The organism is Bacillus hominis (assembly GCF_030348325.1).
GTDB lineage: Bacteria > Bacillota > Bacilli > Bacillales > Bacillaceae_G > Bacillus_A > Bacillus_A hominis.
The window spans coordinates 31,816-49,627 of sequence record NZ_JAUCFS010000004.1; the positions used below are offsets into that span (position 1 = coordinate 31,816).

General features: G+C 32.0%; 16 protein-coding genes and 5 pseudogenes. 7 read left to right on the forward strand and 14 right to left on the reverse strand.

Annotated features, from left to right (window positions below):
• Positions 1-301 precede the first annotated feature (301 nt).
• The 3 genes from QUF93_RS01790 to QUF93_RS28820 all read right to left on the reverse strand — a co-directional run bounded on the left by QUF93_RS01790 (position 302) and on the right by QUF93_RS28820 (position 2,321).
• The gene (locus QUF93_RS01790; protein ID WP_244159073.1) at positions 302-616 is read right to left on the reverse strand and encodes a hypothetical protein; all 315 of its coding nucleotides are present in this window, start codon (positions 614-616) and stop codon (positions 302-304) included.
• A gap of 228 nt (positions 617-844) precedes the next feature.
• Positions 845-2,221 (reverse strand): Tet(L)/Tet(K)/Tet(45) family tetracycline efflux MFS transporter, encoded by a 1,377-nt coding sequence (tet, locus tag QUF93_RS01795; RefSeq protein ID WP_289361256.1) that lies wholly within the window; start codon positions 2,219-2,221, stop codon positions 845-847.
• A 37-nt stretch (positions 2,222-2,258) separates the two neighbouring features.
• Positions 2,259-2,321, reverse strand: coding sequence for a tetracycline resistance efflux system leader peptide (locus QUF93_RS28820; RefSeq protein ID WP_353050836.1), 63 nt, complete (start codon positions 2,319-2,321; stop codon positions 2,259-2,261).
• Between the two features lie 353 nt (positions 2,322-2,674).
• On the opposite strand from QUF93_RS28820, the gene QUF93_RS01800 reads away from it, so the two are divergent.
• A complete protein-coding gene (locus QUF93_RS01800; RefSeq protein WP_289361257.1) occupies positions 2,675-2,872 on the forward strand; it encodes a DUF3955 domain-containing protein in 198 nt (65 codons plus the stop codon).
• Between the two features lie 216 nt (positions 2,873-3,088).
• Here QUF93_RS01800 and QUF93_RS01805 read toward each other — a convergent pair whose 3' ends face one another.
• Both QUF93_RS01805 and QUF93_RS01810 read right to left on the reverse strand, forming a co-directional pair.
• The gene (locus QUF93_RS01805) at positions 3,089-3,364 is read right to left on the reverse strand and encodes a barstar family protein (RefSeq protein ID WP_289361258.1); all 276 of its coding nucleotides are present in this window, start codon (positions 3,362-3,364) and stop codon (positions 3,089-3,091) included.
• Between the two features lie 14 nt (positions 3,365-3,378).
• A complete protein-coding gene (locus QUF93_RS01810) occupies positions 3,379-3,561 on the reverse strand; it encodes a ribonuclease domain-containing protein (RefSeq protein ID WP_289361259.1) in 183 nt (60 codons plus the stop codon).
• 502 nt (positions 3,562-4,063) lie between these two features.
• Here QUF93_RS01810 and QUF93_RS01815 point away from each other — a divergent pair.
• Complete coding sequence (locus tag QUF93_RS01815) at positions 4,064-4,636, forward strand: tyrosine-type recombinase/integrase (RefSeq protein ID WP_289361260.1); 573 nt, start codon at positions 4,064-4,066, stop codon at positions 4,634-4,636.
• A gap of 205 nt (positions 4,637-4,841) precedes the next feature.
• Here the strand turns inward: QUF93_RS01815 and QUF93_RS01820 are convergent, their stop codons facing one another.
• The 5 genes and pseudogenes from QUF93_RS01820 to QUF93_RS01840 all read right to left on the reverse strand — a co-directional run bounded on the left by QUF93_RS01820 (position 4,842) and on the right by QUF93_RS01840 (position 9,483).
• Entirely contained in the window at positions 4,842-5,318 is a 477-nt protein-coding gene (locus tag QUF93_RS01820; protein WP_289361261.1) for a DUF6985 domain-containing protein, read from the reverse strand.
• 4 nt (positions 5,319-5,322) lie between these two features.
• A pseudogene (locus QUF93_RS01825) lies at positions 5,323-6,804 on the reverse strand (HNH endonuclease); the annotation flags it as partial.
• 56 nt (positions 6,805-6,860) lie between these two features.
• A pseudogene (locus tag QUF93_RS01830) lies at positions 6,861-7,379 on the reverse strand (IS6 family transposase); the annotation flags it as partial.
• 47 nt (positions 7,380-7,426) lie between these two features.
• Positions 7,427-7,747 carry a hypothetical protein gene (locus QUF93_RS01835; protein WP_289361262.1) on the reverse strand — a complete coding sequence of 107 codons (321 nt, stop codon included), beginning with the start codon at positions 7,745-7,747 and terminating at the stop codon, positions 7,427-7,429.
• Between the two features lie 242 nt (positions 7,748-7,989).
• Positions 7,990-9,483, reverse strand: a complete 1,494-nt coding sequence (locus tag QUF93_RS01840; protein ID WP_289361263.1) for a peptide MFS transporter — start codon at positions 9,481-9,483, stop codon at positions 7,990-7,992.
• 254 nt (positions 9,484-9,737) lie between these two features.
• Here QUF93_RS01840 and QUF93_RS01845 point away from each other — a divergent pair, with 254 nt between their 5' ends.
• Both QUF93_RS01845 and QUF93_RS01850 read left to right on the forward strand, forming a co-directional pair.
• The gene (locus QUF93_RS01845) at positions 9,738-10,757 is read left to right on the forward strand and encodes a DUF4046 domain-containing protein (protein ID WP_289361264.1); all 1,020 of its coding nucleotides are present in this window, start codon (positions 9,738-9,740) and stop codon (positions 10,755-10,757) included.
• Between the two features lie 32 nt (positions 10,758-10,789).
• Positions 10,790-11,475, forward strand: a pseudogene (locus QUF93_RS01850) (IS6 family transposase).
• Between the two features lie 187 nt (positions 11,476-11,662).
• Here the strand turns inward: QUF93_RS01850 and QUF93_RS01855 are convergent.
• Together QUF93_RS01855 and QUF93_RS01860 are read right to left on the reverse strand one after the other, a co-directional pair.
• Entirely contained in the window at positions 11,663-12,964 is a 1,302-nt protein-coding gene (locus QUF93_RS01855) for an HlyD family secretion protein (RefSeq protein ID WP_289361265.1), read from the reverse strand.
• Positions 12,957-15,176: a peptidase domain-containing ABC transporter gene (locus tag QUF93_RS01860; RefSeq protein WP_289361266.1), complete on the reverse strand. Its 2,220-nt coding sequence runs from the start codon at positions 15,174-15,176 to the stop codon at positions 12,957-12,959. Before QUF93_RS01860 ends, QUF93_RS01855 begins: the two co-directional genes overlap by 8 nt.
• A gap of 165 nt (positions 15,177-15,341) precedes the next feature.
• On the opposite strand from QUF93_RS01860, the gene QUF93_RS01865 reads away from it, so the two are divergent.
• Positions 15,342-15,548, forward strand: coding sequence for a hypothetical protein (locus QUF93_RS01865; protein ID WP_289361267.1), 207 nt, complete (start codon positions 15,342-15,344; stop codon positions 15,546-15,548).
• A gap of 419 nt (positions 15,549-15,967) precedes the next feature.
• Here QUF93_RS01865 and QUF93_RS01870 read toward each other — a convergent pair.
• A pseudogene (locus tag QUF93_RS01870) lies at positions 15,968-16,674 on the reverse strand (IS6 family transposase).
• 130 nt (positions 16,675-16,804) lie between these two features.
• Here QUF93_RS01870 and QUF93_RS01875 point away from each other — a divergent pair.
• Positions 16,805-17,026 carry a hypothetical protein gene (locus QUF93_RS01875; protein ID WP_289361268.1) on the forward strand — a complete coding sequence of 74 codons (222 nt, stop codon included), beginning with the start codon at positions 16,805-16,807 and terminating at the stop codon, positions 17,024-17,026.
• A gap of 88 nt (positions 17,027-17,114) precedes the next feature.
• Here QUF93_RS01875 and QUF93_RS01880 read toward each other — a convergent pair whose 3' ends face one another.
• Complete coding sequence (locus QUF93_RS01880; RefSeq protein WP_289361269.1) at positions 17,115-17,336, reverse strand: hypothetical protein; 222 nt, start codon at positions 17,334-17,336, stop codon at positions 17,115-17,117.
• Positions 17,337-17,729: 393 nt separating this feature from the next.
• Between QUF93_RS01880 and QUF93_RS01885 the strand changes: the two are divergent.
• Positions 17,730-17,801, forward strand: a pseudogene (locus tag QUF93_RS01885) (tyrosine-type recombinase/integrase); the annotation flags it as partial.
• Between the last annotated feature and the right edge of the window lie 11 nt (positions 17,802-17,812).

Sequence of the window (17,812 nt, forward strand, 5' to 3'; positions counted from 1 at the left end):
GTATTTTTATAAAATTTTATCATAAAATACCATATTTTACTTTTCGATAAAACAAAAAAAGCCCTATTTTACAGAGCTTTTAATCATTAATAATAGTGCTCCCCCATCACTATCAAGCTAACAGAAACAAATATTCCAAACAGAAAACTTTGGGGTCTGTATAGCAGTGAAAACGAATCACGTAATAAGCATTAGCGGACATTATTTTCTCATTAATACCTTAAAAACCATATCCACTTCCTCTTTACTCTTACCAAGATTAAGGACTTCTTTGCTAGTTTCTAATAATACTTGTCGCGATTTACCCATGTGTTATCCAATCATTGAAATCAGCGTAATTTTTATATACATTTTCTATAACATTATCATTCCAGACATTTTTATATTCATCTCTACCCAGTTTAACATTATACTCACTGATATCACCATTTGCATTTAGCCATTCAGGGTTTCTGTGAGCATGTCTGTGGTTGAACGTTCTTGCCTTTTTTAATGTTTTAAATGTAATCGGAAAAGGTTTTTCTTCTCCATCTTTGCAACCAATCACTCTATATGTCTTATTTCGTTCGCCAACAGTTTTAAAATAAGGTTCTGTAAAACGTTCTATTTGTCTCATATGAACATTCCCCTTTCTAAACATCTTAGATACATTATATAAAATTAATTACCTTGTTATCGAATATAAAAAATGAAAGATGGCTTAACATCAACCATCTTTCATAGCCCAGTACCAGCATTCTTGTAACCAAGAACAAAGTAGTTTACGGTATAATTTAAAATAATTCATTTTATTAAAAAGAATCCATTTTGAAAAATAATTTTCAAAATGGATCCTTTGACTCTTTTATATATTTCTTCCTGAGCGTTTATACATATTCATAGTAACCAACCAGCTAATAACGATGATCCCCGCAAAAAGAAATAGCATATTACTGTACAAATGAGTGGATAGATCAGCGTTTATAGGTAGCAATTTTCGATCTAGCAAACCTATCGATAATAATCCTCCTACAATTGCAATACCCATTCCTTCTGATAAAAAGCTTGTGAAATTAAGCAAACTCATTCCAGCACCAGCTTCCTTTTGTTCCAAACTACTTGAAACAATAGTGGATATAACTGTTTTCGTAAAAGAAAGCCCTCCAAAAACAAAAATTAATATAATTGTCATGAGCCATGGTGTTATTTCTATAAAAAGGGCAGCTACTAAAAAGCTGATAGAAAGAAATGCAACTCCAGTTGTTAACACAAATAAAGAACCTTTCTTATCAACAAGCAATCCCCCAATATAACCGAAAACAATAACACTCATTGCCCCAGGAAAAATAACCCCACTTCCAATTGCAGCAGTACTTAATTGATACACATCTTTCATCATATAAGGGACCATAGAAATAAATCCTGCTACAGTTCCAAATATAAGTCCTCCACAAATGATTCCAATCACAAATGAGACATTTTTTCCTAACGCAGGATCAACAAAAGGATTAGATACTTTCCTAATATGTTTAACAAATATCAGGAAACATATAGTGCTAACGATTAGAAAGGAAATTCTATAAGATGTCGTAAACATCATAAAAAATACAATACCTACGGACATAAATATTATTCCTACAGTATCAAAAGAACCTTTTATTACGTCTTCCTGTTTCAATAATTTTGCAAGGAATGGAACAGTGATAATCGTCACAAGTGGCAAAAGCAATAAATAAGACCAATGGATATATTCAGCAATCACTCCACCAATAAATGGTCCTACACCTTCTCCCATTGCTACAATGGACCCAATAAGGCCAAATGCTTTACCCATATTTTCTTTTGGAATATAGCGTGCAACAACAACCATCACAAGTGCTGGAAATGCAGCTGCACCCGCCCCCTGAATAAACCGAGCCAAAATAATTACAGGAAAGAACGAATGTCCAACAAATCCGATAACTGATCCGATGCAGTTCACTATAATCCCAAATAGGAGTAGCTTTTTGATGCCTAGCTGATCCGATAGCTTTCCATATATAGCTGTTCCTATGGAAAAAGTTAATATGAACGCTGTGTTTACCCAGTTTGTACTTGCTGGTTCCTTATTAAAATCACTGGCAATATCAGGTAATGAAACATTCAAAACCATTTCATTTAAAACGCTGAAAAAAGAAAGAACACAAAGCCATAATAAAACTTGATTATGGCGTAAATTTGACTGTGAATGAGATGTATTCACATTTAACCCTCCAATAAATAATGAGGGTAGACGTAGTTTATAGGGTCGTTGATACGCTCTCCCTCTTTAAATGTACCCAATTATATTTATTGCACTTCATAAAATAACTCCTCCTAAAATATGATTCGAATATTTTATCACATATAGCTATAAATCCAAATATAATTATTTCAGTATCAGGTTATAATGCTGGACGTATTGAATTAGATAGCAATGTTTTTCGAATTTTTTTCCATAAAAATATCTCGAAAACATCCAAATTAAATCAAGCAATAAGTCATCTTTTAGAGATAGCACCAACATTCCGTACGCTTAGAATTTCCTGTCCATACCTTACGAATTTGTAAGCTTTTTGTCATGTATTTGAATAGTACCAACTAATACAAGGGGATTATAATACGGACTATACAGCAATTATTATATGTTAAATAAACTTAAAGACGGAGGTCTAAAATGAAAAAATATATTTTATCTTTAATACCATTTATCTTAGGAATCGGATGTTTAGTTAGCTTTAATACGATCGGATCTAAAGTCGCAGCAGATGGTACTCTTGTAGAACCATTTTATTTACTACCAATTGGTTATTCATTGATAGCTATCGGTATTATTAGTCTTTTTGTAAGTAAAATAAAAAAAGTTAATAGCTAAAAAAAAGAATCTTACCTTAAAGTAAGGTTCTTTTTTTATGGGATAACATTTCCAATGTAAACTTTTGAATATTTGTTTACTTTCATTTTCCCTTAAAGGGGTACGGAAACGATTCTGGGTATGAAGGGCCACTCTGTAAAAATATTCAAATAAATACAATGAAAACCGTAGAAATTAATTATTTCTACGGTTTTATGTTTACCTAAGTTTATTTAATCATTTTACAACAATATAGAATTCATCCGCCATTTCTTCTTGAGCATCTTGAAATGTTTCTAAAATTAAATCTGCTTCTTGCCCTAACATATTCTGACTATCTTTAAAAAACTCCCATTCTATTGTTAAAGGAAGGGTAACCCATGCCGTTAAGCAATCCCACAACGCATTAGCATTTTCTCCATAATAATCGGGTAAATCTAATTTATTTTTCAATATTTTATGCATTATCTCTTTACTTGTAAATTTCCGTCCATCTAATTGAATTGTTTCCACAATAAATATCCTCTCTATTTCATCTCAGTAAAAGTTTTATAATGATCTGAAGTTTTATACAATAATCCATCACTGGAATAAACAATTCTATCATTTCCTCGATATCCTGATATATAATTTATATCCGCTTCATACCAGGTTCTGCCCGGAGCACTTGGTAATAGCCCTTCCTTATTCGCAAAAATATCACCACCCATACTTTTTCCAGGTGCTACCCCTAACTAGGAGTTTACTTTAAATTTCACTAGAAAAAGACCAAAAGATGACATTAAATAAGTCATCTTTTGGCCTCAAAACATCTATAAAATTTTATTATTTTTCCTGATTTTCTACTTTTTCAGTTTTAGAACTGAATCCACTTTTAAATCCATCGAAAAAATCACAACCACCTAATGAAAAAACAAATACACATAATAGACCTATCATAATACCTTTTTTGTAGTTCACCCTATAACATCCTCCATAAAGACAACTTAATATTGCAATTATAATATACAAATTAGAAATATCTATGAAAACAATCTTAAATTTACCTTAAATAATTAGACTGTTGTTATCATTTCTGAAAGTAAACAAATAGATATTAGTTTACATTCAAATCCCTTTAAACATTGAATTCTCACCAAATCTCTTGATATCCTCAATTTATATAAAAAAAGTATACATTCAAAACACTGTAAATAAAGAGGTCGAAAATCCATGAACAAAAAATCACATCTCATCGATGTCCAACCCATCCGTAGCAAAGAACAGATCGAAGATATGAAATGGGCCCTCAAACGTCATTGTTCCGAACGAGACTATATCCTATTTCTAATTGGCATTCATACAGGATTGCGTGTAAGTGATCTACTCCAACTTGAAACACAAACCATAGTAAAGCTAAAACGAAAAAAGAGGAAAGAATTCAAAATTAAAGAGGGAAAAACAAAGAAAGAACGCATGATTAATCTTACTTCTATTTTTGATGAGATCTACTCGTATACAAAAACACTAGAAAACACCTGGTTATTTCCTTCTCGAAAAGGAGAAAAACCCATTAGTAAGATCCAGGCTTATCGACAATTACAAAAAGCCGGAGACTTTGCTGATGTAGAGTCCATCGGTACCCACACCATGCGCAAAACCTTCGGCTATTGGTTCTATAAACAAACAAAAGATGTAGCCATGTTACAAAAGATTCTTAATCACAGCACACCACAAATCACATTAACTTACATTGGAATCAACAAAGAAGAAAAAGATAATGTCCTTGATACATTTCTTATTTAATTCCTTGTAAAATAAAATATCAGTCTATTATTTTTTTAAATGACTTTACTGATTGATTAGACAGTAAAGTTGTAAATAAAATTATATTTAAGTACACAATACAAAAAAACATACTATGTAACAGCAAATGAAGCTTATGTGCATGTGAAGTAATACTAAGAATCCCTATATCTAAGGGGATTCTTAGTATTACATTAATTCAAATTTAAATAACGATATTTTGATAACCAACTTTAGCAACTTCTTCATTCTCAAATCTTACACCAACGCCGTCCTCTTCCCAGGTACAATTGAATACTAATCCTACCCTTCTAACTCCATCTTCGAAATCAGGTAAAATAGTAAGGCCAATAAGATCAACCAAATCTCCTAATTGCTGGGTATTTGTTATAATTGGTGCTATTTCATCAGCAGAATCATCACCTAACATATCTCTATATTCTAAACATTCTTCTTGATAATATTCGAATATAGCTTGTTCAGCTTCTTGTGTTAGTCTATTAATATCAGTGATGAATTTGGTATATGCTTCTTCTTGAATTGTGGGACATAAATCATCTTCTTCTCCATGGATAATTAAAGGAACTATTTTGTCATGACCAAAAATAGTTATTTTTTGTTTTCCAGTCCAGTAATCATCATAGATAAGTTCACCAAATAATTCATGATTTCTTTTTTTCATATATTCATTCTCCTAATTTAATTTTCTTATTTAGTTCTCCAACTCCACCAAAATGTTTGAAAGTACCATTTATGTCAGTTGGGATCAATTGTATTGTCTTACAATCGTTAAGCTCATGCCAAGTATAGTCATTCGCTACTCGCCATTTTTGTATATCCGTTCCAGTAATCGTCATTTCAGGAGTAGATAATTTTTTTGCTAATGCTTCATCTGCTTTCCGATAGTTTCCTGAGGGACCCTTTCGAGTAGGGGTCATTTCAATCTCTACTTCACCTTTAGATAAAGCTGAAAAATCAGGCATTGCATTTTTATATTCTATTCCATCAGCTTTAATTTCATCTAGATATTTTTTTACTTTTTCTTTGTTAGAAATGAATTTAGATTCTCCACGGTCACCTTCCCATTCGCCATGGTTTTTATTTGATACTTTAAATCTTTCCTCATAAGAACTATATTTTGGTGTAACATTTTTACCATCTGTCATTTTTTGTTTATTATTATTCAACAGATCTCCAATTTTCCCTAAATCAATTTTACTTTTAGCGAACTGATATATTGATAACGCCTGTTTTAAATCAGATATATCAAATTTAGAGCGTATATTACCTCCACCAGCAAATACAAATCGGTCTTTCAATGGTATTTGATTCGAAACGGAAGAGATGCCTTCTGAAAATTTTGCTAGATTCGGACCTTCACCGAGTGTAGTTACTTTCCCTACTCTACTTATCCCTTTATCCCCAATCCATCCTAACCCAAATCCCATAAAAATATTTGTTCCCCACTTTGTACCACTTTCTAAATCACCATACCAAACATCATTTATAAATGAATCCGAAAAAGTATTACACATAGTATATGCCGTCTCTATGGGGTGACCTATAGCATACTTAATATTTTCTTTTGTTACTGTATCGTCTAATGAATCAAACCCTTCTACAATACCTCCAATAACTTGCCCAGAACCAACGTATATACCATCCCAAATTTTTCTAAGCTTAGATTTTTCAGAGGGTTTACCAAACATTGCACTATCTTCTATATTATCACCTGATAAATTGCTATTTACAAAATTGTCCGCTTTACGTGTTATCTTTTCTCCAATTGATTGAATAGAAGTTGTCCACTCCATATTCAACCCTTGCGTACTAAATGTACCACTTGCAAAACTAAAGCCTTTTCCACTTTGCACTTCCGCAAGACCTGTCGCAATGCTAGTTGCTAATTGAATTGCTGTACTATAGTTATTGCTAGATGTTTGATTAAATTCATATAGATGATCTAGCTTTTCTTGGAGTTTGCGCCTCATGACAATAAAAAGATTCGCCATAGCGTCCATACCCTGGATTGGCATAGCTTGACTGATCGCTTCCATACTTGCCTTTATTCGGTCAATTTCTCGAATTTGTTCTAATATTTCTTGTTCGATTACATCTGTTGAAGCTACCTGTGATTGAAATTGACTTGGAAAGGCATCATTCTGACGGGTTCTGTTGCAAAGTTTCTTAACAGATAAAAAATTGAGCTGATTACAGATGGATTTTATACAATTCTAAGTAATTGCTGTAATTCATTGTATGTTGAAAAAACGCAGTTTGGTTGCAAACTGCGTTTTCGTTTATGTATGGCATGAATCGTTTCGATTCCTTTTAAGGTACGTGAAGCATGGCGAGGACTTTGAAATCCTGCGGATTTGGCAAAACGTCGCTTTACATGTCTATGGTCTTGTTCTATGAGATTATTCAAATGCTTGATTGTGCAGTGGGTTGTATGTTTATAAAAGCCTTGTTCCCTTAATTTGTTAAACGCACAAATTAAGGCTGGAGCTTTGTCTGTTGTTAGAACCGTTGGTTCTCCAAACTTTTTCACTAATCTTTTCATAAAGGCATATGCGGCCTGATGATCTCGTTTTTTACGCAGTTGAATATCTAATGTGTAACCCTCTTTATCAATCGCACGATATAGGTACCGCCATTCTCCTTTGACATTTACATAAGTCTCATCCAATTACCAAGACAATTGTACGTTTTTATTTTTCTTCTTCCAAATTTGGTAGATTAAGTTTCTAATGGAGTACTCATTTTTCATCAACTCCACTAATTCTACAACTACTTCTTTAACCAACTCCTCTCGATTTCGTGGTACTTTTTTAAAATGTCTATTTGCATTTTTAATTTTCGATTCTCTATCTGAAGTTTCTCTATTTCAGTTATGCCTTCTTCACTAGCTTTTTGTAGCGTACTTTGTTTTCCTACAGGGCGACTAAAACGATACGTTTCACCTTTACGATGCAACTTCATCCAAGTTTTAATCTGTGCTTTATTTTTAATTCTTAATTGATCCATAATTTCTTTGTTTGTGTACCCTTGTTTTTTCAGCTCGATTGTTTTCCATTTAATTTCTTCTGAATAAGATCTTCTCGTTCCCATAAAAGAAACACCTCTTATACCGTATTTAAATTAAATACGGTATAAGAGGTGTTTTTTCCTTGTCTTATTTCATTGGGTCACTTCACTTAGTATGCGAATTCAAGAGGTGCTTTTTCATGTACCACTACCCGGGTTCACTTCAATTTCGAGGTAGCTTTTTTATTATTTTGAATTTTTTGTGCTAGAGACAAAAAGATGTGCACAAAAGATTGCTATACAACAATCTTTTGGCACATCTTTTTTTAGCTAATACCTTTCATAAGGTCTTTAATTCTAGGTGCCATGAAATATAACATGATACTTAACAGTATGGATAGACCTCCAATTACGCCAAAATAAATAATTTCGGTTTCCGGTTTATATAAACGAACAAGTTGAGCATTTATTGCTTGTCCTGCTGCACTAGTTAAGAACCATAGGCTCATTGTTTGAGCAGAGAAAGCAGCTGGTGCCAATTTTGTTGTAATTGATAAACCTACTGGTGATAAACAAAGTTCCCCAATTACTACTAGTAGGAAGCTAATCACTAACCACATAGGACTTACTAAAGATTCCGTACCATGAATATAAGAAGGAATAATCATAACTAAGAATGATAAACCGGCAAATAATAAACCGATAGCAAATTTATGAGCTGTACTAGGTTGACGTGAGTTAAGCTTTATCCACAACCAAGCAAAAACTGGTGCTAGTACAACGACATAAATAGGATTTAATGATTGGAACCATGAGGATTGAAGTTCAACTCCTGCAAATTGTAACTGAGTACGTTGGTCAGCATATGTAGCTAAAATTATAGCTCCTTGTTCTTGAATAGCCCAGAACATTGTAGCCGCAATAAATAATGGGATATATGCAAGAAGACGAGATTTTTCTATTTTTGTAGTTTTTGGACTACGATACATAAAAATAAAGTAACAAGTTGGAATAATAATTCCTAAAATACTCACTAATAAAGTAAAACGATTAATAGTTAAAATACCTGTTGGTATTGTTACAAGACATAATACTAAAATAAACACTATACCAATACTAAACTTTTTAATTACTTTCTTTCTTTCACTACCTGTTAAAGGATTTGGTGCTTGCGTTCCCGCTAAGCCAAGATTCTTCTTTTTTGTAAGAACAAAAATGACTAATCCTATCATCATACCAATTGCAGCAACACCAAAACCTAGATGGAAATTATACTGTTGACCTAGCGTACCTACAACAAAAGGAGATAAAAACGCACCTAAGTTAATTCCCATATAGAAAATACTGAATCCTGAATCTCGACGTGTATCTGTTTCACTATATAAATCACCAACAATGCTAGATACATTTGGTTTTAATAAACCTGTTCCAAGTATTAAAAATACCATAGAAATGAATAGAGTACTAATAGTACCAGGAAGTGCTAAAATAAGGTGGCCTATCATAATTAAAACTCCACCCCAAAAAACAGTTCTACTTGAACCTAATAGACGGTCAGCAATCCAACCACCAATAATACCAGACATATAAACTAGGGATCCATAGATGGCCATAATTGATGCGGCAGTGGCATGATCCATGCCTAAACCACCTTTGGAAATCGAATAATACATATAGTATAGTAGTATAGCTCTCATACCATAATAAGAAAATCGCTCCCAAAATTCTGTGAAAAATAATGTGAACAATCCTTTAGGGTGTCCAAAAAAACCTTTTTGCGGAATAGTCTGAATAATTTCTTTTTTGTCTATTGTACCCATATCGCTACTCTCCTTAATACGTTTTAATAAGATTATGTTATTTTAGTATAACTGAAAAATTCGCAATTTAAAATAAATATTTGTCATTTTTATATATTTATATTGTTAAGTACATTTTTTTCGATAATATAAAACTATTTTTTTATAATAAGGTATAATCATATTATTCACCTTTAAATATATATTCATAATTTTCGTTGAGTTTATCGATAAACATATTATCTCTACTAGTTTAAATGGGAGGAAGTTTTGAAGTGCAAACAAGAGCAGTGACAATAGAGGAGATCTATCAAGAAATATTAGACGGGAAAAGAAGTAGGTTTCCAGCTAATACATGGAAAGAAGACGACAATAGGGAACTATCTAGAAGAGTAACAAAATATTTAATTGAAACCATCCTAAAGTGGAATGAAGAGGATATTAAACAAAAATGGAATACACCTTTAATTGTAAAATATCGATTACTTGGCGCACTCAAACATAGTTATGATAATAGTCCTTATAAAATGATTGAAGACTTGTATCCCAATCGCTTTAAAGAATGGGAATTTGGTATGGCACCTTTAAATTTTTGGACTAAAGAAAAAGCTCTTGAAGTATTGAAATGGACTATTGAAGAAAAAGAACAGCTAAGCGAAGAACAATTACTAAAGATATATGGAAAAAAGTGGCTAAAAGAAAATAAACTCAGTGCCCCATTAATTATGTACTGGAATGGTAGCCCTTTTGCAATGATAAACTCTTTATACCCTAATAAATTTAAAGAATGGGAATTTATTATGGCTCCTAACAAGTTTTGGACCAAAGATAAGGCATTAACAGCACTAAGGTGGACTATTGAGGAGAAAGAAAAATTAACCCCTTCTCAATTATTACAAGTTTACAGCGTAAAATGGCTAACAAATCATAAATTAATCTCTCCTTGTCATATATTATGGAAGAACAGTCCGTACTCTATGCTAAATGATTTGTATCCTGCGCGATTTAAAGAATGGGAGTTTAAAGTTACACCTACTGGTTTTTGGAATAAAAAAAAGGCATTAGAAGCATTGCGATGGACTATTGAAGAAAAGGAAAAACTAACAGAAGAACAATTACTAGGTGTATATACTCAAAAATGGTTAATAAAACACAAATTATGGACACCACTAAGAAGATATTGGAAGGGTAGTCCCTATGAGATGCTAAATGCTTTATATCCCAATCGCTATTCAAAAAATATGTTAAAAGGTTATAAGAATGGTTCTGTTACAAATTTTTCTAAACTAGGATAAACTCTGAAAAAAACAAACGAGGAGCATAATAGATGAGATGTTTTAAAGGAAAACAGTTCGAGACAGATATTATCTTGGTATCCGTTAGCTACTATTGTCGTTCTTCTTTAAGTTATCGTAATGTGTCTGAAATTCTGAAGAAACGTGGTGTTTCAATTCATCCAACAATCATTATGCGCTAGGTTCATGAATATAGAAACCTTATCTATCAAATTTGGAAGAAGAAAAACAAAAGGGCACAACTATTTTGGAAAATGAATGAAACCTATATAAAAGTCAAAGGAATTGGTGCTATTTATATCGAGCAATTGATAAAGAGAGACAAACACTGGATGTTCAAATTTATAAAAAACGAGATACACAAGCTGCATATGATTTTATGAAACGACTCGTTCAAACTTTTGGAGAACCAAAGGTTCTGACAACAGATAAGGCCCCTTCTTTGCTTAGTACACTCAAAAAATTAAAGATGAAAGGCTTTTATAAAAATACTACTCATTCTACAATCAAACATTTCAATCATTACATAGAACTAGACCATTGTCATGTGAAGTGCCGGTTTGCTAGATCCTCAGGATTTCAAACACTTCGTCATGCTTCACGTACAATAAAAGGAATCGAAACGGTTCATGCCCTATATAAACAAAGACGAAGTCTTCAATCAGACCTCGTCTTTTCGACGTATAACGAATTACAAAAATTATTAGCGGCTTCATAAAATTCAGCTGCAATTTCCTCAGCTTTTTATGTGTTAAGAAATTTTGCAACGGAACCTTAAAAATCTATATTTAACTGTATAACTTCCGCTACATCCCATCTTTTAACCTCAACGGTAAAAGATGTATAATCAGAAGCGAAAATATCAACAATTCAAATTAGAATAAGAGTAAAATATCTTCTTATATTCAAATGAAGTCTAATTTTCTTAACAAAAATTTCCATATAGGTTCTGATCCCGTTACAACAGAAGCTTTTCCAATCACTCCAGAAGGTAAAGATTGAATTTTTTTGAAATTAATTGTTCCTTCTAATTCATACATATATGATTTTGAATCTTTATCATAAATGGGATGAGCGGGAATATAAGAAACATATCCAACTTGTTGATTAGATTGAAAAGAATATTGTATTTTGTCCCCTTTATTTATCCCTTTTACTTCTTCTGGTGATAACAATAATTTTACTTTTTTATCAGACCCCTTTGGGATCACAAAAGCAATATCTTGTCCAGGTTCTATTAAATTATCTTCTTGTAGTATATTTGAAAATTGAATAGTACCATCTATATGAGCGTTTATTTTCATTGTATCATTCTGATATGTAATAGTATCTAATTCTTGTTTTTTAGCCAAAATATCTTGCTCAATAGATTCAATTCGCTCATTAATGTCAACAATAAAACCTTGCTGATATTGTTTTAAAGCTTGCTTTTTTTGTGTTTGCTTTTCTTCTTTTACCTGTTTTATTTTTTTTCTTTCTTTTTCAAGGTACTCTTTTCTTTGTTCTATTCTTTTCTTTAAATTGTTTTGTTGTGAAAGAGCTGAATCGATTTGTTCTATAATGACCTCCGTATCTTCTTTTGAAATCTGTTCTTTATTTTTTTTCTTATTTAAAGAGTCCATTTCTCTTTGTGTATTCTCATATTCTGCTATTAATGACTGTAAAACATCATCTAGTCCATCTTCGACACTATTCTCAACTATGGTATTCAATTCTAATTCCTTTTCACTATCTAATAATTTATATCCTTGTTCATATGCACTATATTCATCTCGAACTTTATCATGTTCGTTACTGTTAGAAAAAAGAGGCTTATTATTAGACACACTCTTTTTTAATTCGATAAGCATATTTTTTTTTGATTCTAAATGTAAAACGATGGAATTCAATTTATTTTGTTCATCTACTAATTCTTGGTTTTTAATCTGAAGAATGTTATCTCCTTTTTTTACATAATCACCAGATTGAACGGCAACATGACTTACTACTCCTCCAAGACGACTTTGAACCATACTTGCTTCTTTTTTCCCCTGTATAATAGCCGTCCCCTTACTTACAATATCTATTTTTCCAAAATAAGCCCAAAGACAAAAACCAATAAGAAAAGCAATTAGTAACCCTAAAAACATGTTAATAAAGCGTGGAGGTTTTTTTTCTAACAATTCAACGCTATCTGTTAGTTGTTCAAAAGTATAAACTTTATTCATGTTGACCTCCTGGCATCATATGAAATAATTCTTCAATATATTCTGTATGTACCGTTTGATTCTTCCACAGACGATAATATTCGCCTTTGTTTGATAACAACTCTTTATGTGAACCTCCCTCGATAATAGAGCCTTGATTCATTACAAAAATTTGGTCTGCATGTTGAATTGTACTTAAACGATGTGCAATCATAATAACAGTTACTCCTTCACTTCCTAATTCTTTTAACATATCTGTGATATGCTTTTCAGTAGTAGAATCCAAGTTACTTGTTGCTTCATCTAAAATTAATATATCAGGGTTTTTTAATAGTGCTCTTGCAATAGCCAACCTTTGTTTTTGACCACCAGACAAGTTAGAACCGTTCTCTTCTAATACAGTTTCATATCTTAACGGTAATTCACTTATAAAATTATGCGCACAAGCTTTTTGGGTGGCCTGAATCACAACGTCTAATGAAATTTGATGCTCTACACCAAAACATAAATTATCATAAATTGTTCCACTAAAGAAAAATGATTCTTGTGATACGTAGGCAATTCGTTCACGCAGAGCTGTCCGATTAATCTCTTTTATATGGTAATCATCATAAAAAATATCTCCTTGTTGGGGTGTATAATAATTCATCAATAGTTTTGAAATTGTTGTTTTACCAGAACCACTCTCTCCTACAAAAGCAATTTGATTACCTTGTTCAATAGAAAAACTAAGATTGTTTAAAACATTTCCTCTCGTACCATATCGGAAAGAAACATTTCGACACTCAATGTTTCCAGATAAATATGTAGGAGATACTTTTCTGTGCTCGTTCTCGTCTTCCTCTAAATCCAAATCAAAAATTTCATTCAATCGTTCTGCTGCAACAATTGCTGATTGCATTTTAGGTTGTAAGTCGATTAAATTTTCAATTGGATCTAAAAAATATATTAATAAGGCATTAAATGTAATTAATTCACCGATTGTCATATTTCCCTTTAATACTTGAGTAGCTCCTACCCATAGAATAACAACACCACCGATTAGCTCGAGTATCATTCGAATTGAAGATTGTAAGTTATCAAGTTTTCCTAAACGAAATCCATATCCTAAGAATTTTATAAATCGTTTCTCAACTTGAAAGAAAACTTCTTTTTCAGCATTATAGGATTTGATAGTTCCCATTCCACTAAGGGATTCTATCATATAGGAATTCAAATTCGCGCCACTCTCCATAACTTTGCGATTAAGAACTTCATACGACTTACGAAACACAAAAACAATAATCACATAAAATGGAACTAGTAAAAGAGTAACCAGAAATAAAGATAAATTTTTGGTTAGTAATATACAAGTACCAAAAAGAATCATCAAAATATCAATTACTAGTGTTATAGCTGTTGTAGATAGCACTTCATGAACCCTACCAGCATCTGAAAAACGCGAGATAATCTCTCCTACTTTTCTAGTTTCAAAGAAATTAAGTGGCAACTTAATAACATGCCGATAGTACCCAAGCATAAGTTGTATGTCAATTCGTCGGCTAAAATATAAAATTAAGTGCGTTCTAAAATAAGATAATAGAACTTTAAAAACATATAAAACAATCATTCCTACTGAAATGATATGCAACGTATTTAGTGATTGATTAGGTACAATGTCATCAATTAGTAATTGAAAATAAAATACTCCTATAAACCCAAATAAATTAAGAAATATGGAAGCAAAAAATAAAGGTACTAACAAATTCAACTGTGGTTTCAACAAACTTAAAAACTGAGAAAGTGCCCCTTTAGAGCCTTTTTCTTTTTTGAAATATTTTCCTGGTTGCAGTAAGACTAAAACTCCCGTCCATAAATCATCGAAATCCTCTATATTATATGTAATCAGACCTTTATCAGGATCAGCAATGAATATTTTATCTCTTTTAATTTTATAGACCACCACATAATGCATTACACCTTCTTCAGTGATTATATGAGCGATAGCTGGTAAAGGAATTTCTGTTATTGCACTTGTATCAGTTACTTTTACTCCTCTCGCATCAAAACCTAATTGTTCGGAAGCCTCTAACAAACCTTTTATGTTTGTCCCCAGTAAATCTGTTCCTGCAACTTCCCTAATTTTAGAGATAGACATAGTAAGCCCATAATATTTAGAAATCATGGCTAGGCATGTTGGACCACAATCTTTTAAATCATATTGCCTGATAAATGGAAAACGTTTTCTACTCAATAAATACCCCTTCTTTCTAAAATATGCAAATTTGCATATTTTTTTAAAAATAGTAAAAAAATTCTAGACATATTGCGCTATCTTTATATATAATACAATAAACCGGTTAAGTTTTATATTCGAATATTTTTTTAAAATGAAAAATTGATAAGGGGCGTATAATTTATGAAACTTAAATTACAAGATTTAACACAAGAAGAAATGCTAAACATTGATGGTGGTAAAGGTAAGACTAAGAAGGATAAAAAATTCCCATGGCAAGATGCAATTGAGTATGGATGGGAAGCTGCAAAATGGGTTGGTAAAAATGCTGGTGGAGCAGGAAAAATTGATTCTAGATATAAACATGGTGCACCAGGAAGAAAATTTTAATATAAAAAGAGCGTGAACTAATATTTGAACTTCAACCCGAATAACGGAAATATTAAAAATTCTATTATTCGGGTTTTTAAATTAAAATATAATTTGAAATTAATTATAAGAAAGTCTGCTTCGAACGTTCCACTAATGTTTATGCCAATTTTAAGGTGAATATAGTATTGTTCCTATCTTTATATTATTAGTTCACTAATGACCTTAGGTTAGGTTCAATCACAAGACTTTTATCCCAAAATAATTTTTTAGCGACAATGGCGCAAAACTATTTGAAGATTTTATTTTTTCATTGATTATATTAAGTTTAATAATGATTTTCATATATACATATAAATCTTTACATAACTTTTTCTGGTTCTGGTGCAAATATATGAAGAATAACACGGAGAATAGTAGACTCCTAACGGAATCGTATTTTATACTATAAGTCCAAACACTTGATGGATGAACTCTTTTTGATTTTGGACAGACTGGCTCCGTAAATCAATCTGTCTCTTTTTTATCATATGCATGGCTTCCACACCACTCAATATAGAAGTTGCAGTTTTAAATGACTTAAACCCCAACATAGAACGCACACGTTTCTTAATAAAACGATGATCTTGTTCCACTATATTATTGAGATATCTAACTTACCTTAGTTGTATGCCTTCGGGCATATGTTTCTCTTCTTTCAACGCTTGCATCACTACAGGATATGCAGGTTTTTTATCTACTGTTATCACACGAGGTTTAGAAATGTACGAAAAAGCCAAGGCTTTCTTGAAAAAACGCTCGGCTGCTTGTTTATCTCTTGATTTACTTAGATAAAAATCAATGGTATTCCCTTCTGAATTAACGGCACAATATAAATACATCCACTTTCCTTTGACCTTAATATACGTCTCGTCTACTTGCCAAGAATCATTCGTTTTCTTAAGATGACGACGAACTCTCTTATCTAACTCAGGACCATATTGGTGAACCCAACGCGTAATCGTTGTATGAGCAATGGATAGCCCCGTTCCTCCATCATTTCGACTAAATCACGAAAACTGAGGTTGTACCGTAGGTACCATCTTATCGTTAATAAGATAACATCAGGCTGATAATGTTTCCACTTGAATACATGTTCCCTTGCCATACCAATCACACCTTTTTTAGTGTAATAGGATTTGTCCAAGTTTTAGAGATTACTTACACGTATATTAAAGTTTTTGCACCAGAACCAAGATTTGATATACCAACCTCACTACAGTTAGGAGTTGATACATATGTGGAAAAAAATTAAGAGTTATAGATTGAACTTAAAAGATTTGAAGTTCATGTTATGGTTATTTGGTATTACATGTTTTATATACAGCTACAATTTCATTGTAGGACTTGCTTTTGACCACAAATTCCAAGTCTATGATTTAGGTGGTGCTATAGCGACATTCGCCGCACTTATGGATACTAAAAATAGGATTAAAAATAAAAATTATAAGACAGCATGATATGAAAGGGATCCTTTGCGGGATCCTTTTTTCTATTCAAAATAAAAAAGGAGCGGATTCGCTACTTTAAGGATAATCTTTTTAATTATTAAAAACACGGTTGCCATGATGGTATCACATTGCTATTAGATGGTTTCCCTTCACCATCATATCCATCTAATTTACTCACGCCAATAAAAAGCAGTTCCTCTTTATGCAAATCACTACTTGCTTCAGTTTCCATGCTTTCGAGAATAATGGTACCTTCAATTGACTTATCTTCTTGCTTTACTGCGACAACATCAACTGGTACACAGGTGTTTTTGCCCACATCCCCGAAAAGGGGGAATTAGCTTAATTAATTAAAAAATACAACTTATGCTTATGGGAAATGTGTCAATTAAAATGTATATGTTTTGACATGCACATTTTTTAAATAATTTGCTTGCTATTCCCTCTTTTTGAGGGGATCGGCAAAAACACCCAATAAGCAATCCTACTTATTTTTAAGGCAATTAAGTAGATTTTATTTCATTAGTTTACTTTCAAATTCCCTTCAATGTTGACTTTTCCCCGCTTTCCCTCAATATCCTCAAAACAGAAAGAAAAGTATACATTCAAAACACTATACATAAAAAGGTCTAGAAACCCATGAGCAAAAAAAACACATCACATTGATGTTCAACACATCCGAAGTAAAGAATAGATTAAAGATATGAAATCACAAATTACTTTGAAATACATTGCTATTAATAAAGAAAAGAAAGATAATATACTTGATACCTTTTCCATCTAATACTATTAACT

What these genes read in the sequence shown, in the direction of transcription:
- QUF93_RS01790 (WP_244159073.1), bottom strand. Translation starts at nt 616, where the DNA reads ATGAGACAAATAGAACGTTTTACAGAACCTTATTTTAAAACTGTTGGC.
- QUF93_RS01800 (WP_289361257.1), top strand. Translation starts at nt 2,675, where the DNA reads ATGAAAAAATATATTTTATCTTTAATACCATTTATCTTAGGAATCGGA.
- QUF93_RS01810 (WP_289361259.1), bottom strand. Translation starts at nt 3,561, where the DNA reads ATGGGTGGTGATATTTTTGCGAATAAGGAAGGGCTATTACCAAGTGCT.
- QUF93_RS01815 (WP_289361260.1), top strand. Translation starts at nt 4,064, where the DNA reads ATGAACAAAAAATCACATCTCATCGATGTCCAACCCATCCGTAGCAAA.
- QUF93_RS01820 (WP_289361261.1), bottom strand. Translation starts at nt 5,318, where the DNA reads ATGAAAAAAAGAAATCATGAATTATTTGGTGAACTTATCTATGATGAT.
- QUF93_RS01875 (WP_289361268.1), top strand. Translation starts at nt 16,805, where the DNA reads ATGTGGAAAAAAATTAAGAGTTATAGATTGAACTTAAAAGATTTGAAG.
- QUF93_RS01865 (WP_289361267.1), top strand. Translation starts at nt 15,342, where the DNA reads ATGAAACTTAAATTACAAGATTTAACACAAGAAGAAATGCTAAACATT.
- QUF93_RS01840 (WP_289361263.1), bottom strand. Translation starts at nt 9,483, where the DNA reads ATGGGTACAATAGACAAAAAAGAAATTATTCAGACTATTCCGCAAAAA.
- QUF93_RS01855 (WP_289361265.1), bottom strand. Translation starts at nt 12,964, where the DNA reads ATGAATAAAGTTTATACTTTTGAACAACTAACAGATAGCGTTGAATTG.
- QUF93_RS01835 (WP_289361262.1), bottom strand. Translation starts at nt 7,747, where the DNA reads ATGGGAACGAGAAGATCTTATTCAGAAGAAATTAAATGGAAAACAATC.